Source organism: Bacillus sp. FSL W8-0629, assembly GCF_038593225.1.
Lineage (GTDB): Bacteria > Bacillota > Bacilli > Bacillales > Bacillaceae > Bacillus > Bacillus altitudinis.
This window is the reverse complement of the sequence record NZ_CP151975.1, coordinates 2,130,637-2,149,759: the sequence shown is the minus strand read 5'-3', so window position 1 is coordinate 2,149,759 and position 19,123 is coordinate 2,130,637. Positions and strand designations below refer to the sequence as shown.

Genomic DNA, 19,123 nt, shown 5'->3' with positions numbered 1-19,123 from the left:
AAGTGAAAGTAGAACGAGGAGCTGACAAAATTGAAGGACTTTGAAGAAAAAACATTATCGTCAAAAACATTATATAACGGAAAAATCATTGACTTGGTTCTTGAAGATGTAGAATTGCCGAACGGAAAACCAGGCAAACGCGAAATCATTAAACATCCAGGTGCAGTAGCCGTCATTGCACGTACAGACGAAAATAAAATCATTTTGGTCAAGCAATACCGTAAAGCACTGGAGAGAGCCATCGTTGAGATTCCGGCTGGAAAACTAGAAAAAGGGGAAGAGCCGGCACATACAGCACTGAGAGAATTGGAAGAAGAGACAGGCTATACTACTCAGGCGCTCCAAAAACTGACCGCCTTTTATACATCACCAGGGTTTGCGGATGAAATTGTTCATATCTACCTTGCCGATCAGCTGGTCCCGCTTGAAGAGAAACGAGAGCTGGATGAGGATGAATTTGTCGAAGTGATGGAAGTTTCATTAGAAGAAGCGCTGCACCTCATCGAAAAACAGCATATTTATGATGCAAAAACAGCCTATGCCATTCAATACTTACAATTGCAAGAGGTACTTAAGTCTACAAAATGAGGGAATTCTTTGCAGATATCCATATTCATATTGGTCGAACAAGAACAGGCAGGGCTGTCAAAATTACAGGTGCAAGGTCACTGACCATTGACCAAATTCTCATTGAAGCGTCTCAAAGTAAAGGGATGGGGATGATTGGTGTCATTGATGCACAATCTCCCGAAGTACTAGAAGAACTGATAGAAGGTGTAGAGGAAGGCACGTACACTGAACTAACCGATGGCGGTTTATCATTTGGAAAGACCGTTTTGCTTTTAGGCAGTGAGCTAGAAATCAATGATGACCAATCAAAAGGTCCGATTCATGTGCTTGCCTTTATGCCCACGCTTCGTAAAATGTCTGAGTTTTCCGCATGGCTTTCTCTTCATATGAAAAATGTGCATTTGAGTTCACAGCGGTTATATGTGGATGGGAGAACGCTTCAGCATAAGGTGAAGGAACTAGGGGGATTATTTATTCCTGCCCATATTTTTACGCCGCATAAAAGTTTATATGGCAAAGGGGTCAATACGTCTTTAACCGAAGTATTCGATCCAGAACTCATTGATGCTGTTGAGCTTGGCCTTAGCTGTGATACGTCTATGGCCTCCCAGCTAAGTGAGCTAAACCGCTATCCTTTTTTAACAAATTCAGATGCCCATTCTTTAGGGAAAATTGCGCGGGAATATACTAAGATCCGAATGGATCATGCCTCCTTTGCTGAATTCGAGCTAGCGCTTCAAGGAAAAGATGGCAGAAACATCACTGGAAATTATGGGCTCGCTCCGCGGCTCGGAAAGTATTATCATACGACCTGTGAGAAATGCGGGGTAAGACCTGACAGTCAGGAGCAAGAAAAGTGCCAAGCATGCGGCCATACCCGAATGACAAAAGGGGTGAGTGAGCGGTTAAAGGAGCTTGCTGACCAAGAAAGTGACAAAGGAATAAGGCCTCCTTATGTTCACCAGCTTCCCCTTCAATTTATTCCGGGTGTTGGAGCCAAAACGTTAGAAAAGTTAAAAGCTGTCTTTCATACAGAGATGAATATTCTTCATCAAGCAACAGAACAAGAATTAAAAGCGGTCCTGCCTGAGAAAACAGCCGATTACATCATCAAAGCAAGAAGAGGTGAAGTTGGACTGATCGCTGGAGGAGGCGGGGTCTACGGTAAGGTGGATATCAATCATGAATCAACTTAAATGGACATGTCACACATTTGAACAACTGTCTAAAGAAGACCTTTACCTGATTTTAATGGAAAGAGTGAATGTGTTTGTTGTAGAACAAACATGTCCTTATCCTGAAATTGATCATCGTGATCAAGAGGCGCTGCATGTAATCGCCAAAGAGAACGGCACGATTGTGGCTTATTGCCGCATTTTCCAAAGCGGGATCATGTACAAAGAGGCATCCATTGGCCGTGTCCTTGTGACGAAGACCGGCCGAAAAAAAGGTTACGGGAAGATCCTGCTCGATCAGGCGATAAAAAAGCTCAGTGAATTAGGCGAAACAAAGATTAAAATCCAAGCACAGGCTTATTTGAAATCGTTCTACGAATCGTTTGGCTTCGAAGCTGTCTCAGATTGTTATGATGAGGATGGAATTCCGCATCTTGATATGATGAGAATAGAAAGATAGGCGTGTATACGTCTATCTTTTTTAGGTTCTTTCATGTATCATAACGACAACGAAAGGGGTTTTGCGAAATGGGAAAAAGCAAAGCAAAGAAAAAGAGAGAACACCTTCAAAGGCAGCACAGTCGAACTCCAGAACAATCGAGAGGAAATATACCGCATTTTAGTACACACGAAAGAAAGACAAAAACAAAACAAGAAGCCTTGCAGCATATGATGAAAAAACATAAAGATAGGAATGCTTATGATCGCTATGAACAGGATCATAAGCATTTTTATTTTGCTTTTTTGTGACAAGTAGATCAAATAATTGGAAAAATTTTAAAAAATAGGACAAACGGTCGTTTCTTTTTGTCTAAAAATGTAGTTAAATGACAAAAAGAAATGAAAGGGAGAGTGGGTATCGTGAAGGTCAAATCATTTGGAGCAGGGCTTTGTATGGCAAGTATGCTGCTGGCATCGATGACATTCGGCGCATCAGATGTATCTGCAAAGGATCAAGCAAAAAAAGAGTATATGATCGGTTTTTCTTCTTCCGTTCAAGACAAAACACAAAAACAGCTTGTTGAAAAAGCTGGCGGTCATGTGAAAGAATCAATAGATAAAATAGATATGATGAAAGTTTCGTTGAACGAAGCATCAAAAGAAAAACTACATCAAGCAAAAGAAGTTACTTTTATTGAGGAAGACCAAAAAGCAAAAACAAGCGGTCAAAGCGTCCCTTATGGTATCAAAAGCATTAAAGCACAAAAGGTACATAAACGAGGATATGCCGGACAGAATGTCAAAGTAGCTGTTCTTGACAGTGGAATTGACGGCAAGCATGAAGATTTACATGTAACTGGTGGTGTCAGCTTTGTTCCAACAGAGTCCGATCCGCTCGTTGACCCGCATGAACACGGAACCCACGTTGCAGGCACGATCGCAGCATTAGATAATAAGGTAGGCGTCGTTGGTGTGGCACCAAAAGCTTCGATCTATGCGGTGAAAGTGGCAGATGAAAATGGTGACGGCTACTATAGCTGGATCATTAAAGGCATTGAATGGGCGATTGAGAATGAGATGGATGTCATCAATATTAGTATGGGGGGAGCAAGTGAATCGGAGGCGCTGAAAGAAGCGGTCGATCGAGCATATGACAACGGGATTCTCATTGTCGCATCTGCAGGAAATGCTGGGAGCTACGGGTCACTTAATACGATAGATTACCCGGCCAAATACAGCTCTGTCATGGCAGTCGCATCAGTGGATCAACGAAAGCAAAGAGCCTTTGATTCCTCTGTTGGGGAGGAAGTGGAAGTATCAGCACCAGGTGTTTCAACATTAAGTACCATTCCTCATAACGAATATGGATATAAGAGTGGAACGTCTATGGCATCACCTCATGTAGCTGGTGCTGCGGCAGTCATTCTATCAAAACATCCGAATCTCACAAATGATGAATTGCGTGAAAGGCTGACAAAAACGGCAACAAAACTTGGCGAACCTTTTTATTATGGGGCTGGGCTTGTGAACGTACAAAAAGCTGCACGATAAAGGAAACGAGAAAGCAGTGTGCAGCTGCTTTCTCGTTTTTTCTTTTCATAAAACTGTCATGTTTCGTCTGCTCTCTCATAGAATCTAGTAACCTTTACTATTTGGGAGGAAGGCGCATGCGGAAAAAGTCTTGGAAAGAACATCTTCTTCAGCACGTGAAAGATCATTTATCAATTTATTTGTTTGTTTCTGTACTATTTTTAATGGGCGTCATTTTTGGAGCCATTATCGTCAATAGTATGACAATGAGTCAGAAAGAGGATTTATTCTACTATTTAAATCAATTTTTTGGTCAACTGACGAATGAGAAAGCAGCAGAATCAAAAGAAATGTTTTTGCAAAGCTTTTTGCATCATATGAAATATTTGGGCCTCATGTGGATACTCGGAATTTCCATCATTGGCCTGCCGCTTATTTTTCTTATGATCTTTCTAAAAGGGATTGTAGTTGGGTTTACTGTCGGTTTTTTGGTCAATCAAATGGGGCTTAGCGGTTTTTTTCTTTCTTTTGTCTCGGTGCTTCCTCAAAATATCTTGCTCATTCCTGCGTATTTAGTGATCGGAACTTGTGCGATTGCGTTCTCCATTCGTTTAATTGGTCAGCTTTTTATGAAAAAAACCATCAGTCAAGCGCCAATCCATTGGTTTGGCCGGTATGCTTCTGTTCTACTGATGATTTTAACCCTCGCTGCTCTTTCGTCCTTTTTTGAATCATACTTATCATTCATGCTGATGAAAAAGCTGGCAGGTGTTCTGTTTTGATGATTTTATAATCGTTATTAAATAATAATCAATTTATTTATCAATTTAAAATGATTATAGTTGGCTCTCTGCACATCATTTGATATAATGATCAAGTAATGTGGCGTAGGAGGGAAAGTCAATGGAAAATCGGATTGATCGAATTAAGAAACAGCTTCATTCTTCCAGCTATAAGCTCACGCCACAGCGTGAAGCAACAGTAAGAGTACTGCTTGAGAATGAAGAAGACCATTTAAGTGCAGAAGATGTATACCTCCTCGTAAAAGAGAAGTCTCCTGAAATTGGTCTTGCTACTGTTTATCGGACGTTAGAATTGCTTACTGAACTGAAAGTTGTTGATAAAATTAACTTTGGAGACGGCGTTTCGCGATATGATCTTCGCAAAGAAGGAGCCGCTCACTTCCATCACCATCTTGTCTGTATGGAATGCGGAACAGTCGATGAGATAGAAGATGATTTATTAGAAGATGTTGAAGAAATTATTGAACGCGACTGGAAATTTAAAATTAAGGATCATAGATTGACATTCCATGGTATTTGCCACCGGTGTCATGATGATGAATCCGGCAAATAATCCGAATTGGAACCTTTTCATTCAAAATGAAAAGGTTTTTTGCATGTTCGCTGTATATTCCTTGTCCCACCTGGCATATGCTGAAGTAATGAGAACACGAGAAAGGACATGAAGAACATGCGAAAATGGCTCAAAACAACAGGTGAAGTAATGAAAGTATTTATCTTGTTCACTGGTTTTACCGTCCTGTTCTATTATGCTATGATATGGATAAATTCAGAATATGAAAGCTATCATCGTTATGATAAACCAGAAGGTGCAGCGATAAAAGTGATGGAAATGGATCAGCCGAAACAAGACAGGTGGCAGGATCGATTGATTTATTTTTATCAAAACGGGGAGTAGAAACCATTGAAGGATCAATTATCCGACTTTATTCATTTTATGACAGTAGAGAGAGGACTCTCTGAAAATACCATTGTCTCTTATAAAAGAGATTTACAGAACTATTTGTCTTTTTTAATGACGCATGAACAATTGACAGATGTAAAAGACGTCACACGCCTTCATATTATTCATTATTTAAAACAGTTAAAAGACGAGGGGAAATCGAGTAAAACGTCCGTCCGTCATCTATCATCGATACGCTCCTTTCATCAATTTTTGCTCCGTGAAAAAGTGACAACAGATGACCCGTCATGGAACATTGAATCACAAAAAACAGAGCGGAAATTACCGAAAGTTCTATCATTAGATGAGGTAGAAAAGCTGCTCGATACACCTAAGCAGCAAACACCATTTGACTACCGTGACAAAGCCATGCTCGAACTTTTATATGCAACAGGTATTCGCGTAAGTGAAATGCTTGATTTGACTCTTGCAGATGTGCATCTGACCATGGGGTTTATCCGCTGTTTTGGAAAAGGAAGAAAAGAGCGAATCGTGCCTATTGGTGAAGCTGCTGCAAGTGCGATTGAAGTGTATATAGAAAAAGGCAGAAACAAGCTGCTCAAAAAACAGCCGGCCGATGCTTTATTTCTGAATCATCACGGAAAAAAAATGTCGCGGCAGGGCTTTTGGAAGAACTTAAAGAAACGAGCCATAGAAGCAGGTATTCAAAAAGAATTGACGCCTCATACGCTCAGACATTCATTTGCGACACATTTGCTTGAAAACGGTGCGGATCTTAGAGCCGTACAGGAAATGCTCGGACATGCCGATATTTCTACTACACAAATTTACACACATGTCACAAAAACAAGATTAAAAGACGTGTATCACAAATTCCATCCAAGGGCATAAGTAAAGCATGGCACGGTGAACGTGTATCATGCTTTTTTATGTTTGGACCGTTTATGGTTGTCAATTGACTTGAAAACGGTTTATACTTGAGATGTCTGACCTCTCCAGTTGTGAAAGGTGAAAGGACAAGAATATTGAAGGAGGCGCTTTTTTATGCCTGATTATCAGTATAAACGTATTTTCCTCATTGTGATGGATTCAGTAGGAATCGGGGAAGCACCTGATGCTGCTGATTTTAATGATGTAGGTGCAGATACACTTGGACATATTGCTGAAAAAATGAACGGGCTTCATATGCCGAATATGGCGAAGCTTGGGCTAAGTCATATTAAAGAAATTAAAGGAATTCCAGCGGACGAAAAACCGCTTGCGTATTATGGGAAAATGCAAGAAGCATCCAACGGGAAAGACACAATGACAGGGCATTGGGAAATCATGGGTCTTTACATCGACACACCATTTAAAGTCTTTCCAGACGGCTTTCCAGATGAACTGTTAAATGAATTAAAAGAAAAAACAGGGCGTGGCATCATTGGAAATAAACCAGCGTCTGGTACAGAAATTCTGGATGAGCTTGGCGAAGAGCACATGAAAACAGGCGATTTAATCGTTTATACTTCAGCAGATTCTGTGCTGCAAATTGCTGCACACGAAGAAGTTGTGCCATTAGACGAACTTTACCGCATTTGCGAAATCGCACGTGAACTGACTTTAGATGAAAAATATATGGTAGGGCGCATCATCGCTCGTCCATTTGTCGGGGAGCCGGGGGCATTTGTTAGAACACCAAATCGTCATGACTATGCATTAAAACCATTCGACCGTACCGTCATGAATGAATTGAAAGATGATGGACTTGATGTCATTGCGATCGGAAAAATCTCTGATATTTATGATGGTGAAGGAATCACCTCTTCACTCAGAACGAAATCCAACATGGATGGGATGGACAAGCTAGTGGAGACGCTGAAAACAGACTTTACTGGGCTGAGCTTCTTAAATCTTGTCGACTTTGATGCGCTTTATGGACATAGAAGAGATCCAGAAGGCTACGGTAAGGCACTAGAGGAATTTGACGCACGTCTACCTGAAGTGTTTGATCTATTAAAAGAGGATGATCTGCTTGTGATCACAGCAGATCACGGAAATGACCCGGTTCATCACGGAACAGATCATACAAGAGAATACGTTCCGCTTATTGCTTACAGCAAAAAGCATCAAGAAGCGAATGAGCTGCCAACAGCGAAAACATTTGCTGATCTTGGGGCAACGGTAGCAGATAATTTTAAATCAACGCTGCCAAAATACGGCACAAGCTTTTTATCTAAACTCAAATAGGGGGAAATCACGTGGGAGCACAGTTTTCAGAAGCGGCGGCATATATTAAACAAGCATCGACATATGTACCAACAGTTGGATTGATTTTAGGTTCAGGTCTTGGCATTTTAGCCGATGAGATTGAAAATCCAATCAAATTGAAATATGAAGATATTCCTGGATTCCCTGTTTCAACAGTAGAAGGGCATGCAGGCCAGCTCGTCATTGGAACGCTGAAAGGCACGGTCGTTTGTGCCATGCAAGGACGTTTCCATTACTATGAAGGGTATGATATGAAGCAGGTGACATTTCCTGTCCGTGTGATGAAAGAAATCGGCATTGAGACATGTATTGTGACAAATGCAGCGGGCGGTGTGAATACGTCCTTCCATCCTGGCGATCTTATGTTGATTACAGATCATATCAATATGATGGGAACCAATCCGTTAATTGGACCAAACGACAGTCAAGGGGTTCGTTTCCCTGATATGTCTGCACCATATGATAAAGATTTGTTGGCACTTGCAGAGAAAACGGCTAAACATTTAGGCATATCTGTGCAGCAAGGGGTTTATGCAGGAATGACAGGCCCTTCATATGAAACACCGGCAGAGGTTCGTTTCCTCAGAACGCTTGGCGCTGATGCAGTCGGTATGTCGACTGTGCCAGAAGTGATTGTGGCACGTCATGCAGGCATAAAAGTACTTGGTATTTCATGCATCTCTAATGCGGCTTCAGGTATTTTAGATCAGCCGCTTTCTCATGATGAAGTGATCGAAGTGACGGAAAAAGTGAAAGCAAGTTTCCTTGATTTAGTGAAAGAAGTTGTCAAACAACTCTCATAGATCGTGTGAAAAAGCCTTCTGTTCATAAACAGAGGGCTTTTTTTTATGGCAATCAAACGATCTCTGAATAAAACAGCCTTTATGAGGAAAAAATAGAAAGGATTACGATAATGGAGGTCTGCCACTTGAAACGTCATATATGTGCATTGTTTATTTTAATGATCCTTATCTCAATGGTTTCACCATCAGCGATGGCAAAAGAAAAGATTGAAAAGCCAGGAGAAAAACAAACATTAGAATTGGCGCATGAAGCCAAATCAGCAATTTTAATGGAACGTGACACGGGAAAAGTGCTTTACAACAAAAACAGTGATGAAAAGCTTGCCCCTGCAAGTATGACCAAAATCATGACGATGCTTCTCATCATGGAAGCGATGGATCAAGGGAAATTAAAAATGACTGATAAAGTAAGAACGAGCGATCATGCAGCATCTATGGGAGGCTCACAAATTTTCCTTGAACCGGGAGAAGAAATGACGGTTAAAGACATGCTAAAAGGCATTGCGATTGCGTCAGGAAACGATGCTTCAGTTGCCATGGCAGAACATATTGCTGGATCTGAAGAACAGTTTGTTGAGCAAATGAACAAAAAGGCAAAAGAGCTTGGGCTCACCTCGACGGTCTTTCAAAATCCAACAGGACTTCCTGAAAAAGATCATTACAGCACGGCTCATGATATGGCAAAAATGGCGAAAGAGCTGTTGAAATATGAAGAGATCACCAAGTTCACAGGTGTATACGAAGACTATCTTCGTCAGAACACGGATAAAAAATTCTGGCTTGTGAATACAAACCGTCTCATTAAATTTTATCCAGGTGTGGATGGGGTGAAAACAGGGTTTACAGGCGAGGCGAAATACTGTCTAACTGCATCCGCTAAAAAAGGCAACATGCGCGTGATTGCTGTTGTATTCGGCGCAAGTACACCAAAAGACAGAAACGCCCAAGTCGTCAAAATGCTGGATTACGCCTTTAGTCAATATACAACGCATCCTCTGTACAAGCGTGGTCAAGATGTAGCAGAGATCAAAGTGAGCAAAGGGAAAAAGAAAAAAATTCAGCTTGTCACGTCAGAACCGATTTCTCTTCTAACGAAAAAAGGCGAAAATGTCGATCAGATCAAAAAAGAAATTAAATTAACTCAAGATGTCACAGCCCCATTTTCAAAAGGAACGAAACTTGGCACCATCATCTTGAAAAAAGATGGAAAAGTGCTTCATGAAAGTCCTGTTGAAGCGAAAGAAGATATGGAAAAAGCCGGTGTTTGGACGTTCTTCAAACGGGCTATGGCCGAATTTGTTAAATGGAAGTAAAAGGTGAAAGACTGCTGCAATTGGCAGTCTTTTTTGCTATGAACGAAAAGAACATCTAAATGTGACGAATGATCACTAGTTTTGTCATGGTGAAGGATTTGCATGTGAAGAAAGAGAAACATTCTTTATCCGAAAATAGAGCAAGGAGGAAGAAAAGATGAGCCTTGGTATTGATTTTCAAATAAAAGAGAGCGTACTTTGCATTCGGTTGACAGGGGAGCTTGATCATCACTCCGCAGAGACATTGAGACAAAAGGTGACGAATTATTTGGAAACAGAGGACATTCGCCACATCGTGCTGAATTTAGCTGATTTATCGTTTATGGACAGCTCTGGGCTCGGAGTGATTTTAGGAAGATACAAAGAAATTAAACAACTTGGCGGTGAAATGGTCGTCTGTGCGATCTCGCCAGCGGTGAACCGTTTATTTGATATGTCCGGCTTGTTTAAAATTATTCGTATGGAGCCTTCAGAGCAAACTGCGCTGCAAACATTGGGGGTGGCATCATGACAAATGAAATGAATCTGACTTTTTCTGCTTTAAGTCAAAACGAATCCTTTGCGAGAGTAACGGTGGCAGCATTCATCGCTCAGCTCGATCCAACATTAGATGAGCTAACAGAAATCAAAACCGTTGTATCAGAGGCGGTCACGAACTCGATCATTCACGGGTATGACGGGAATCCAGACGGCAAGGTGCACATTAGCGTTACGCTGGATGACCATATTGTGTATCTGACGATTCGAGACGAAGGCATGGGCATTTCAGATCTTGAGGAAGCAAGGCAGCCGCTTTTTACGACGAAACCAGACTTAGAGCGCTCCGGGATGGGTTTTACGATCATGGAGAACTTTATGGATGATGTCATGGTGGACTCATCTCCAGAAATGGGCACAACAATCCGCTTAACAAAGCATCTATCAAAAAGCAAAGCGCTTTGTAATTAAGGAGCTGCTCATATGGATGTGGAGGTAAAAAAGCAAGCAAAAAAAGCACAGCTGTCTAATGATGAAGTGAAACAGCTCATCAAAAAAAGCCAAGACGGAGATCAACAAGCAAGAGACCTCCTCGTAGAAAAAAACATGCGTCTTGTTTGGTCCGTTGTTCAGCGCTTTTTAAATAGAGGATATGAACCAGATGATCTGTTCCAAATAGGCTGTATTGGCCTGCTGAAATCTGTTGATAAATTTGATTTGTCTTATGATGTGAAGTTTTCGACCTATGCCGTTCCAATGATCATTGGTGAAATTCAGCGTTTCATTCGTGATGATGGAACCGTCAAAGTCAGCAGGTCATTAAAGGAACTTGGAAATAAAATCAGGCGGGCAAGGGACGAATTGTCTAAATCTCATGGCAGAATGCCGACTGTTCAGGAAATCGCTGAATATCTGGACATCACTCCTGAGGATGTCGTTCTTGCTCAAGAAGCGGTCCGCTCACCATCATCTATTCATGAAACCGTGTATGAAAATGACGGCGATCCGATTACGTTGCTCGATCAAATTGCCGATCATTCAGAAGAAAGATGGTTTGATAAAATTGCGCTAAAAGAGGCGATTAAAGAATTAGAAGAGCGGGAGAAACTGATTGTCTATTTAAGGTATTATAAAGACCAAACACAATCAGAAGTAGCAGAAAGACTCGGAATTTCCCAAGTGCAAGTCTCACGGCTTGAAAAGAAAATTTTAAAACAAATTCAAATGCAAATGGATCAAAAAGACAGCTAGCCAATTCGGCTGGCTTTTTTTGTGTGGTAATTACCGGTAAATCAAGTTCTTTCAGTATGAGAACCATTTTTCACCACATACTATTTTTAACCCATCGTATAGGAAGTGACTTGGATGGACGGACAAATCTTTATTCGGCTGCGCCATCGGATTAAGACTGGTAATGATCAGCTTATTTATTTAGAGGATATCGCTCAAATCACTGGAGATGACAGTGCTGTGCAAAAGCTGAGAAAAATGCCGATATACCATGTCAGCAAAAAGGATCGTCACATCGTTGTGTTAGATATCATGCATGTGGTCAAAACGATCAAAAAAACATGGCCTGACATCGACATTCAAACGGTCGGAGGCTCAGAAGCCATTGTTGAAATAGACACAGGCAAACGCCAGCTGTCCCCCGTATTATTCGTGTTTGTATGGCTCCTCTTATTTGTCGGAGCGGCCCTTGCCATCATGAATTTTCATGAGGATGTTAGTATGCGGCTTGTTCATATTCGCCTTTACGAGATGATTACTGGAAACACGGTTGAGCATCCGTATTTATTACAAATTCCATATAGCTTTGGACTCGGTTTTGGCATGATTTTATTTTTCAATCATGTGTTTAAAAAGCGTTTAAACGAAGAGCCAAGCCCGCTTGAAGTGGAAATGTTTAAATATCAGCTCGATCTTGATCATTATGTCGCACTCAATGAAAACAAAGAAACATTGAAAGATATCCATGATCGGTAAATGGCTTTTTGTGGTGCTTGTTGGGCTCGGCGGCGGTTTAACGGTAGGGGCAGGATTTGTGGCGTTTCTCACAGTGCTTGGTATTATCCCTCGATTAATGCAATTAACGAAAACGCAGCGTTTTATTCAAGGATATGAGGCTGCCGTGATAAGTGGAGCGATCGTTGGCGGCTGGGCTACTTTAAGTCAAGTCCATTTGCATTTATCCAAATGGCTGGCGCTACCGATCGGTCTTTTATCTGGCATTTTTGTCGGCATGCTTGCTGCCGCACTCACTGAAGTGTTAAATGTACTTCCTATCTTAACGAAAAGAATTGGAATGGACGGGAAAATTGTGCTACTGCTCATGGCCATCGTCTTAGGAAAGGTGTTTGGCTCGCTATTTCATTGGCTTATTTATATTTAAAAATGTGGAGGGAACAACACGTGTCAAGTTTAAAAGAGAACTATCCATCTAAAGTGAAAACGTATCAGCCGAAACCTCCTTATGTACTGAACTGCATCAAGGCTTTTCTTGTCGGCGGTTTGATTTGTGCGATAGGCGAGGGATTGCAAAATTTCTATATTACTTTTTTTGATTTTAATGAGAAGACAGCAGGGAATCCAACGGTGGCGACCCTTATTTTAATTTCTTCTATTTTAACTGGTATTGGTATTTACGATAAAATCGGCCAGTTTGCTGGAGCGGGATCAGCTGTCCCAGTGACAGGATTTGCAAATAGCATGACAAGTGCGGCTCTTGAGCATAAAAGTGAAGGGCTTGTGTTAGGTGTAGCGACCAACATGTTTAAACTGGCTGGGAATGTCATTGTGTTTGGTGTCGTCTCGGCATATGTCGTAGGGATTATTCGATACGTCTTGGAAAAGATGTTTTCGTAGGAGGAATAAAACGTGAAACTAACAGGTAAGCAATCTTGGGTATTTGAACACAAGCTTTATGTGAATGCGGAAGGAACAGCAGCAGGACCGAAAGAAAAAGAAGGCCCAATCGGTCATCTCATTGATAAAACCTATGATGAAATGCACTGTTATCAAAAGAACTGGGAAATGGCTGAAAGGCAGCTCATGGATGATGCCATATCAATGGCCTTATCAAAAGCGAATTTGCAAAAAAGTGATATTGACCTTCTGCTGGCAGGAGATTTACTGAACCAAAACGTGACAGCCAACTATGTGGCAAGAGAACTCAAAATCCCGTTTCTTTGTTTATTTGGTGCCTGCTCCACATCTATGGAATCAGTCGCCATTGCCTCAGCGTTAATAGATGGTGGGTTTGCCAATAGAGCACTTGCTGCGACAAGCAGTCACAATGCGACGGCAGAGCGGCAATTTCGTAATCCAACAGAATATGGCGGGCAAAAACCAGATACAGCCACAAGTACAGTGACAGGGAGCGGTGCTGTCGTCATCAGCCAAGAACCTTCCCAAATTCAAATTACAAGTGCCACCGTCGGACGGGTGATGGATCTTGGGATTACAGATCCATTCGATATGGGTTCGGCTATGGCGCCTGCAGCGGCAGACACAATCAAACAACATTTAGAAGACTTAGGAAGAACAGTAGATGATTATGATCTCATCCTAACAGGAGATCTATCTGGAATTGGATCGCCTATTTTAAAGGATCTTCTGAAAGAAGATGGCATTCAGCTTGGACGGAAGCATGATGATTGCGGATTAATCATATACACACCTGATCAAAATGTATTCGCTGGAGGCAGCGGCTGTGCCTGCTCAGCTGTCGTGACATTCAGTCACATCTTTCAAGAAATGAAAGCAGGGAATTTACAAAGAGTATTGGTTGTAGCAACCGGGGCGCTTCTCAGCCCAATGATGGTTCAGCAAAAAGAGACCATTCCAACCATTGCGCACGGAGTTGTATTTGAGCGTGCAGGAGGAGAAAGCTAATGGATTATTTGATTGCTTTTGTTGCAGGCGGACTGATTTGCGTGATCGGCCAGCTTTTACTTGATGTACTGAAACTCACACCGGCACATGTCATGACGACCTTTGTTGTGGCGGGGACGATTTTAGACGGGTTTGGTATTTATGATAAATTTATTGAATTTGCAGGAGCGGGTGCTACCGTCCCTATCGTAAGCTTTGGTCACAGCTTGCTTCATGGGGCGATGCATCAGGCCGATGTCCACGGATTTATTGGAATCGGAATTGGGATTTTTGAGTTAACCTCTGCTGGAATATCAGCTGCGATTTTATTTTCATTTATCATTGCACTTATCTTTAAACCGAAAGGATAACCTAATATGGGGCAAAGACGCAAAGTCATTTTAGTGACAGACGGAGATATATATGCTGCCAAAACGATTGAGCTTGTCGCAAAGAAAGTCGGCGGAAGATGTATTTCCAGCTCAAAAGGGAATCCGAGCAAACGAACAGGACCAGAACTGGTCCAGATGATTTTAAAAACGCCGTATGACCCAGTGTTTGTCATGTTTGATGATTCTGGCTTAACAGGTGAAGGAACAGGGGAGACGGCTATGAAGCACGTAGCACGTCACCCTGAAATTGAAGTGATTGGCGCCATTGCAGTGGCATCTAAAACCCATCAAGCGGAATGGACAAAGGTACATGTCTCCATTGACCGGGAAGGTGAACTGACAGAATACGGCGTTGACAAACATGGACTTCCAGAAATGGAACCACACAAAATGAGTGGAGATACAGTGTATTGTCTCGATTCACTACAGCTTCCGATTGTTGTCGGCATTGGAGATATTGGCAAGATGGGACGGAAAGATGATCTAAGCAAAGGGTCCCCCATCACAATGAAGGCAGTCGAATTAATTTTAGAAAGGAGCGGTTTCCATGAAGAAAGACAAGGTGCACGTGTACCGAGATCCGAAGAAAAATGAAGATTTTTTCAAAGACAATGTCGGGATGGGTCTCAGCTTTGACCTTGGCGTTCGGAAAATTTATGTCCATGATCAGGAAATCCAGCTTTACTATGTAAATGGATTATGTGATACACAATATGTGATCTATTTATTAAAAGAATTGATTGAAATCAATGACAACGAACCTGAATCAGATGATCTTGCACGTGTGGTAGAAAACCGTCTTGTCAATCAGCAAGTCTCAAAAGTTGAAACGCTTGATGAAGCAGTGGATCAAGTGTTGTCTGGACTTGTGGCAGTCGTTGTCGAAGGTGAAAATTACGCATTTATTATTGACGTCAGGAGCTACCCTGGCAGAATGCCGGAGGAACCGGATACAGAAAAGGTTGTCAGAGGTGCAAGAGACGGCTTTGTTGAAAACATCATTGTGAACACAGCACTCATTCGCAGAAGAGTGCGGGATGAAAAACTGCGATACAAAATGCTTAAAGTAGGCGAGCGTTCTAAAGCGGACGTCTGTGTTTGTTATATTGAAGACATAGCTGACCCTGATCTTGTTGATATTATCGAAAAAGAAGTGTCTGGGATTAAAGTTGACGGACTGACGATGTCTGATAAAACAATAGAAGAATTTATCATTAAGCAAGGATATAATCCTTTCCCGCTTGTGCGATACACCGAGCGCCCAGATGTAGCCGCTAACCATATATTAGAAGGGCATGTCATCATCATTACGGATACATCTCCTAGTGTCATCATTACACCAACCACTATTTTTCATCACGTTCAACATGCTGAAGAATACCGCCAGGCGCCAGCAGTTGGGACTTTTTTAAGATGGGTGCGTTTTTTAGGCATCTTATGTTCTACTTTTCTTTTGCCGATCTGGTTTCTTTTTATTCTAGAACCGAATCTTCTGCCAGACAATCTAAGCTATATTGGATTTAACAAACCTTCTCATATCCCTGTCATTCTCCAAGTATTCCTTGCTGATTTTGGGGTGGAATTTTTACGAATGGCGGCGATTCATACGCCGACCGCCTTGTCGACTGCTATGGGTTTGATTGCAGCCGTCTTAATTGGACAAATTGCAATTGATGTCGGTTTATTTACACCAGAGGTCATCTTATACGTCTCGCTAGCAGCCATCGGTACATTCACCACTCCAAGTTATGAACTGAGTGTCGCTAATAAAATCATCCGACTGATCATATTAGCACTAGTAGCGATCTTTAAGCTGAATGGACTGATCATCGGTTTTACGCTGTTACTTATTTACTTAACATCCATTCGTTCCTTACAGACGCCTTATATGTGGCCGTTCATTCCTTTTAATGGAAAGGCTTTATGGCAAGTGCTCATTCGGACGTCTGTTCCTGGCTCAAAAGTAAGGCCAAGCATCGTTCACCCTCAGAACAGATCAAAAATTCCGCCAAATTCTTAACGCTCGTTGAAAGTGGCTGAAGATTGTGATATTGTATTTTTAACTTTGAGAAACGGCAAAAGGCAGCTTGTGCAGCTGTCTTTTTTCAGCCGAGGCGGAGAAAGAGGGAATGACATTGTATTTACACGGCACTTGCAGACAAAATGAACTCGGACATTTAGAAATTGGTGGTGTTGATGCCGTTTCTTTAGCTGAAACGTATGGGACACCACTTTATGTATATGATGTGGCTTTAATACGGGAGCGTGCAAAAAGCTTTCAGAAAGCATTTATTGAAGAAGAACTAAAGGCTCAGGTGGCATATGCGAGTAAGGCGTTTTCTTCTATTGCCATGTTCCAGCTGGCAAAAGAAGAAGGCTTATCACTTGATGTCGTTTCAGGCGGGGAGCTGCACACAGCCATTTGTGCCGGGTTTCCAGTAGAAAAAATTCATTTCCATGGTAACAACAAAAGCAGAGAAGAATTAAAGATGGCATTAGCGCATGGAATCGGCTGTATTGTTGTTGATAATTTCTATGAAATCAACCTCATTGAACAGCTTGGGCAAGAGCTGTCAAAACAGGTGAAAGTACTCCTCCGCATCACGCCGGGCGTTGAAGCACATACGCATGACTATATTACAACAGGTCAAGAAGATTCAAAATTCGGTTTTGATCTTCATAATGGACAAGCAGACGAAGCGGTCAAACAAGTACTTGAATCAGAAGTGATCGAGCTTTTAGGTGTCCACTGCCATATCGGCTCTCAAATCTTTGATACAGCTGGTTTTGTCCTTGCGGCAGATAAAATTTTCTTGAAGCTGGATGAATGGAGAGAATCATTTGGATTTATTTCCACAGTGCTGAACTTAGGCGGAGGTTTTGGCATCCGTTATACAGAAGAGGACGAGCCACTTCCAGCAACTGAATACGTGGAGAAAATTATTCAAGCGGTGAAAGAAAATGTAGCCCGCTATGAGTTTAAGATGCCTGAAATTTGGATTGAGCCAGGCCGCTCACTTGTTGGAGATGCGGGAACCACTCTTTATACGATTGGTTCATCAAAACATGTACCTGGAATTCGCGATTATGTAGCCATTGACGGCGGAATGAGTGATAACATTCGACCTGCTTTATATCAAGCAAAATATGAAGCAGTGAGCGCCAATAAAATGAGTCAAACGCATGATCAAACTGTGTCCATTGCAGGAAAATGCTGTGAAAGTGGAGATATGCTCATTTGGGATATTGATCTGCCAGAGTTATCACAGGGAGACTTGTTAGCTGTCTTTTGTACAGGAGCTTATGGCTACAGCATGTCAAACAACTATAACCGCATCCCACGCCCGGCTGTAGTATTTGTAGAAGATGGGGAAGCGCAGCTTGTCGTTGAGCGTGAGACATATGAGGACATTGTCAAATTGGATTTACCTTATCAATCAAAAGTGAAATCATCGACTTAAAAAAAGCTGCCTGATCATCAGGCAGCTTTTTCTATGACTTTTATTTTCCACCAGTAAATACAGAGACGATCGCGTTCCAAATGGAGACAAAGAAATCCCAAATCTTCTGTAGAAGGTTTTTCCCTTCATCTGATTCTATGAATTTTGTAATCTTGTCTTTTGCTTTATCAATTTGAGATCCGACTTGTTTCCAATCGATATTGATATTTTTCATCTTATCAAAGAGAGAGACAAGTTGATCTTTTTGGTCTTGTGTTAGATTTAAGTTCAAATCAGAAGCGGCTTGATCTACTTTTTCTTCCACTTCTTTTGTTGTTTTAGGAACTCCATTTTTGGCAATGTCATCTTTGATTTTTGCAATCAGGGCAGAAGCATTGTCTTTTCCAATAGAGTCTCCCAGTTTAGATGTTGTTACAAGCTCTTCGTTTGCTACCTGTTTCACATCTTCAGGAATGGCTTTGTCGCTTGACACTTCATAGGCTTTTAATAGACCTGTCAGTGCTGCTGTACCAGATACTTCAAACGGCGCCGTCACGACAACCTTTGCATCTTTCACGCCTGCGGTCATTAAAGCATTTAAATACATCTCATCTGTAATGGTCTTAATGTTATGTGTATCCACGGTCAGACCCGTACCTGATTTTTCAATGGTGATGGATGAAGATGATAATGCTCTCGTCCCGATAGAAGAACGAGGGATATACTTTCCTAAATATTCGTGCTCTTCTTTATTGGTTACTTCAATTTTTGTCGCATTTTCAGGTGGATTCAACTCGTCAAGCACCTTCTGGCGATCAGCCGGTGTTAAGTCTTGCCCGAGTGTGACGATGACATCGCCGACAGCTGCATCCGCTAAGCTGACTTTTGGCGCACCAATCAGTAAAAGGAGCGCTGCCATCATACCAAGCATTGTTTTTTTAAACATGTTGACCTCCTTCAAGTCGAAAGCGTTTCTCGATGGTGAGAAACTCATCTTTTGAGTACATGATTTGAATCGTACTCCATCATATAGACGTAACAAATCAGTCTGACGTTTCAATTTTCTTTTAAAGATGTTTGAAACCTCCAATATGATGAAGTGATTTGCTCAGTCTATGATCATTTCCTTAGGAGAAAAGGATCAAGCTCTTT

24 protein-coding genes are annotated in these 19,123 nt (G+C 41.6%); 23 read left to right on the top strand and 1 reads right to left on the bottom strand.

What is annotated here, in order from left to right:
• The first annotated feature begins 30 nt into the window (after positions 1–30).
• The 23 genes from NSQ17_RS11000 (at position 31) to lysA (ending at position 17,992) form a co-directional block, all read left to right on the top strand.
• On the top strand, positions 31–588 hold the full coding sequence (locus NSQ17_RS11000) for an NUDIX hydrolase (protein ID WP_024718940.1): 558 nt from the start codon (positions 31–33) through the stop codon (positions 586–588).
• Positions 585–1,766 carry a TIGR00375 family protein gene (locus NSQ17_RS10995; RefSeq protein ID WP_135009210.1) on the top strand — a complete coding sequence of 394 codons (1,182 nt, stop codon included), beginning with the start codon at positions 585–587 and terminating at the stop codon, positions 1,764–1,766. Before NSQ17_RS11000 ends, NSQ17_RS10995 begins: the two co-directional genes overlap by 4 nt.
• Positions 1,753–2,205 carry a GNAT family N-acetyltransferase gene (locus NSQ17_RS10990; protein ID WP_041091980.1) on the top strand — a complete coding sequence of 151 codons (453 nt, stop codon included), beginning with the start codon at positions 1,753–1,755 and terminating at the stop codon, positions 2,203–2,205. The genes NSQ17_RS10995 and NSQ17_RS10990 overlap by 14 nt, the downstream gene beginning before the upstream one ends.
• A 68-nt stretch (positions 2,206–2,273) precedes the next feature.
• Positions 2,274–2,495, top strand: coding sequence for a hypothetical protein (locus NSQ17_RS10985; protein ID WP_217967018.1), 222 nt, complete (start codon positions 2,274–2,276; stop codon positions 2,493–2,495).
• Between the two features lie 111 nt (positions 2,496–2,606).
• Positions 2,607–3,737: a S8 family peptidase gene (locus NSQ17_RS10980; RefSeq protein WP_024718936.1), complete on the top strand. Its 1,131-nt coding sequence runs from the start codon at positions 2,607–2,609 to the stop codon at positions 3,735–3,737.
• Between the two features lie 116 nt (positions 3,738–3,853).
• The gene (gene spoIIM, locus NSQ17_RS10975) at positions 3,854–4,498 is read left to right on the top strand and encodes a stage II sporulation protein M (RefSeq protein WP_017367532.1); all 645 of its coding nucleotides are present in this window, start codon (positions 3,854–3,856) and stop codon (positions 4,496–4,498) included.
• A gap of 121 nt (positions 4,499–4,619) precedes the next feature.
• The gene (gene fur / locus NSQ17_RS10970; protein WP_003215577.1) at positions 4,620–5,072 is read left to right on the top strand and encodes a ferric iron uptake transcriptional regulator; all 453 of its coding nucleotides are present in this window, start codon (positions 4,620–4,622) and stop codon (positions 5,070–5,072) included.
• 117 nt (positions 5,073–5,189) lie between these two features.
• Entirely contained in the window at positions 5,190–5,417 is a 228-nt protein-coding gene (locus tag NSQ17_RS10965; RefSeq protein WP_024718934.1) for a YqzK family protein, read from the top strand.
• A 6-nt stretch (positions 5,418–5,423) separates the two neighbouring features.
• Positions 5,424–6,314, top strand: coding sequence for a site-specific tyrosine recombinase XerD (xerD, locus tag NSQ17_RS10960; RefSeq protein WP_007501057.1), 891 nt, complete (start codon positions 5,424–5,426; stop codon positions 6,312–6,314).
• 153 nt (positions 6,315–6,467) lie between these two features.
• Positions 6,468–7,652, top strand: a complete 1,185-nt coding sequence (gene deoB / locus NSQ17_RS10955; RefSeq protein WP_025207568.1) for a phosphopentomutase — start codon at positions 6,468–6,470, stop codon at positions 7,650–7,652.
• Between the two features lie 11 nt (positions 7,653–7,663).
• The gene (locus NSQ17_RS10950; protein WP_019743098.1) at positions 7,664–8,476 is read left to right on the top strand and encodes a purine-nucleoside phosphorylase; all 813 of its coding nucleotides are present in this window, start codon (positions 7,664–7,666) and stop codon (positions 8,474–8,476) included.
• A 125-nt stretch (positions 8,477–8,601) separates the two neighbouring features.
• Positions 8,602–9,789 carry a D-alanyl-D-alanine carboxypeptidase family protein gene (locus tag NSQ17_RS10945; RefSeq protein ID WP_178930309.1) on the top strand — a complete coding sequence of 396 codons (1,188 nt, stop codon included), beginning with the start codon at positions 8,602–8,604 and terminating at the stop codon, positions 9,787–9,789.
• Positions 9,790–9,946: 157 nt separating this feature from the next.
• Positions 9,947–10,300 (top strand): anti-sigma F factor antagonist, encoded by a 354-nt coding sequence (gene spoIIAA / locus NSQ17_RS10940; RefSeq protein ID WP_008344431.1) that lies wholly within the window; start codon positions 9,947–9,949, stop codon positions 10,298–10,300.
• On the top strand, positions 10,297–10,737 hold the full coding sequence (gene spoIIAB / locus NSQ17_RS10935; protein WP_007501052.1) for an anti-sigma F factor: 441 nt from the start codon (positions 10,297–10,299) through the stop codon (positions 10,735–10,737). The genes spoIIAA and spoIIAB overlap by 4 nt, the downstream gene beginning before the upstream one ends.
• 12 nt (positions 10,738–10,749) lie before the next feature.
• A complete protein-coding gene (sigF, locus tag NSQ17_RS10930; protein ID WP_007501051.1) occupies positions 10,750–11,517 on the top strand; it encodes an RNA polymerase sporulation sigma factor SigF in 768 nt (255 codons plus the stop codon).
• Between the two features lie 114 nt (positions 11,518–11,631).
• Positions 11,632–12,252 carry a stage V sporulation protein AA gene (locus tag NSQ17_RS10925; RefSeq protein ID WP_342467431.1) on the top strand — a complete coding sequence of 207 codons (621 nt, stop codon included), beginning with the start codon at positions 11,632–11,634 and terminating at the stop codon, positions 12,250–12,252.
• The gene (locus NSQ17_RS10920) at positions 12,242–12,658 is read left to right on the top strand and encodes a stage V sporulation protein AB (RefSeq protein ID WP_024718930.1); all 417 of its coding nucleotides are present in this window, start codon (positions 12,242–12,244) and stop codon (positions 12,656–12,658) included. The genes NSQ17_RS10925 and NSQ17_RS10920 overlap by 11 nt, the downstream gene beginning before the upstream one ends.
• 20 nt (positions 12,659–12,678) lie before the next feature.
• Positions 12,679–13,131, top strand: a complete 453-nt coding sequence (spoVAC, locus tag NSQ17_RS10915) for a stage V sporulation protein AC (protein ID WP_024718929.1) — start codon at positions 12,679–12,681, stop codon at positions 13,129–13,131.
• Positions 13,132–13,143: 12 nt separating this feature from the next.
• Entirely contained in the window at positions 13,144–14,160 is a 1,017-nt protein-coding gene (gene spoVAD / locus NSQ17_RS10910; protein ID WP_024718928.1) for a stage V sporulation protein AD, read from the top strand.
• Positions 14,160–14,510, top strand: a complete 351-nt coding sequence (gene spoVAE / locus NSQ17_RS10905) for a stage V sporulation protein AE (protein WP_007501045.1) — start codon at positions 14,160–14,162, stop codon at positions 14,508–14,510. Before spoVAD ends, spoVAE begins: the two co-directional genes overlap by 1 nt.
• A gap of 6 nt (positions 14,511–14,516) precedes the next feature.
• Entirely contained in the window at positions 14,517–15,125 is a 609-nt protein-coding gene (locus NSQ17_RS10900; protein WP_007501044.1) for a stage V sporulation protein AE, read from the top strand.
• Positions 15,079–16,551: a spore germination protein gene (locus tag NSQ17_RS10895; RefSeq protein WP_007501043.1), complete on the top strand. Its 1,473-nt coding sequence runs from the start codon at positions 15,079–15,081 to the stop codon at positions 16,549–16,551. Before NSQ17_RS10900 ends, NSQ17_RS10895 begins: the two co-directional genes overlap by 47 nt.
• A 115-nt stretch (positions 16,552–16,666) precedes the next feature.
• Positions 16,667–17,992 (top strand): diaminopimelate decarboxylase, encoded by a 1,326-nt coding sequence (lysA, locus tag NSQ17_RS10890; RefSeq protein WP_342468098.1) that lies wholly within the window; start codon positions 16,667–16,669, stop codon positions 17,990–17,992.
• A gap of 40 nt (positions 17,993–18,032) precedes the next feature.
• Here lysA and NSQ17_RS10885 read toward each other — a convergent pair whose 3' ends face one another.
• Positions 18,033–18,917 carry a DUF1002 domain-containing protein gene (locus NSQ17_RS10885; protein WP_008344446.1) on the bottom strand — a complete coding sequence of 295 codons (885 nt, stop codon included), beginning with the start codon at positions 18,915–18,917 and terminating at the stop codon, positions 18,033–18,035.
• Positions 18,918–19,123 lie beyond the last annotated feature (206 nt).

Coding starts and splice junctions, on each gene's coding strand:
- NSQ17_RS10965 (WP_024718934.1), top strand. CDS start 5,190: ATGCGAAAATGGCTCAAAACAACAGGTGAAGTAATGAAAGTATTTATC.
- spoIIAB (WP_007501052.1), top strand. CDS start 10,297: ATGACAAATGAAATGAATCTGACTTTTTCTGCTTTAAGTCAAAACGAA.
- NSQ17_RS10925 (WP_342467431.1), top strand. CDS start 11,632: ATGGACGGACAAATCTTTATTCGGCTGCGCCATCGGATTAAGACTGGT.
- deoB (WP_025207568.1), top strand. CDS start 6,468: ATGCCTGATTATCAGTATAAACGTATTTTCCTCATTGTGATGGATTCA.
- fur (WP_003215577.1), top strand. CDS start 4,620: ATGGAAAATCGGATTGATCGAATTAAGAAACAGCTTCATTCTTCCAGC.
- spoVAE (WP_007501045.1), top strand. CDS start 14,160: ATGGATTATTTGATTGCTTTTGTTGCAGGCGGACTGATTTGCGTGATC.
- NSQ17_RS10920 (WP_024718930.1), top strand. CDS start 12,242: ATGATCGGTAAATGGCTTTTTGTGGTGCTTGTTGGGCTCGGCGGCGGT.
- sigF (WP_007501051.1), top strand. CDS start 10,750: ATGGATGTGGAGGTAAAAAAGCAAGCAAAAAAAGCACAGCTGTCTAAT.
- NSQ17_RS10885 (WP_008344446.1), bottom strand. CDS start 18,917: ATGTTTAAAAAAACAATGCTTGGTATGATGGCAGCGCTCCTTTTACTG.
- spoIIM (WP_017367532.1), top strand. CDS start 3,854: ATGCGGAAAAAGTCTTGGAAAGAACATCTTCTTCAGCACGTGAAAGAT.
- NSQ17_RS10895 (WP_007501043.1), top strand. CDS start 15,079: ATGAAGAAAGACAAGGTGCACGTGTACCGAGATCCGAAGAAAAATGAA.
- NSQ17_RS10985 (WP_217967018.1), top strand. CDS start 2,274: ATGGGAAAAAGCAAAGCAAAGAAAAAGAGAGAACACCTTCAAAGGCAG.
- spoIIAA (WP_008344431.1), top strand. CDS start 9,947: ATGAGCCTTGGTATTGATTTTCAAATAAAAGAGAGCGTACTTTGCATT.
- NSQ17_RS10990 (WP_041091980.1), top strand. CDS start 1,753: ATGAATCAACTTAAATGGACATGTCACACATTTGAACAACTGTCTAAA.
- NSQ17_RS10900 (WP_007501044.1), top strand. CDS start 14,517: ATGGGGCAAAGACGCAAAGTCATTTTAGTGACAGACGGAGATATATAT.
- NSQ17_RS10995 (WP_135009210.1), top strand. CDS start 585: ATGAGGGAATTCTTTGCAGATATCCATATTCATATTGGTCGAACAAGA.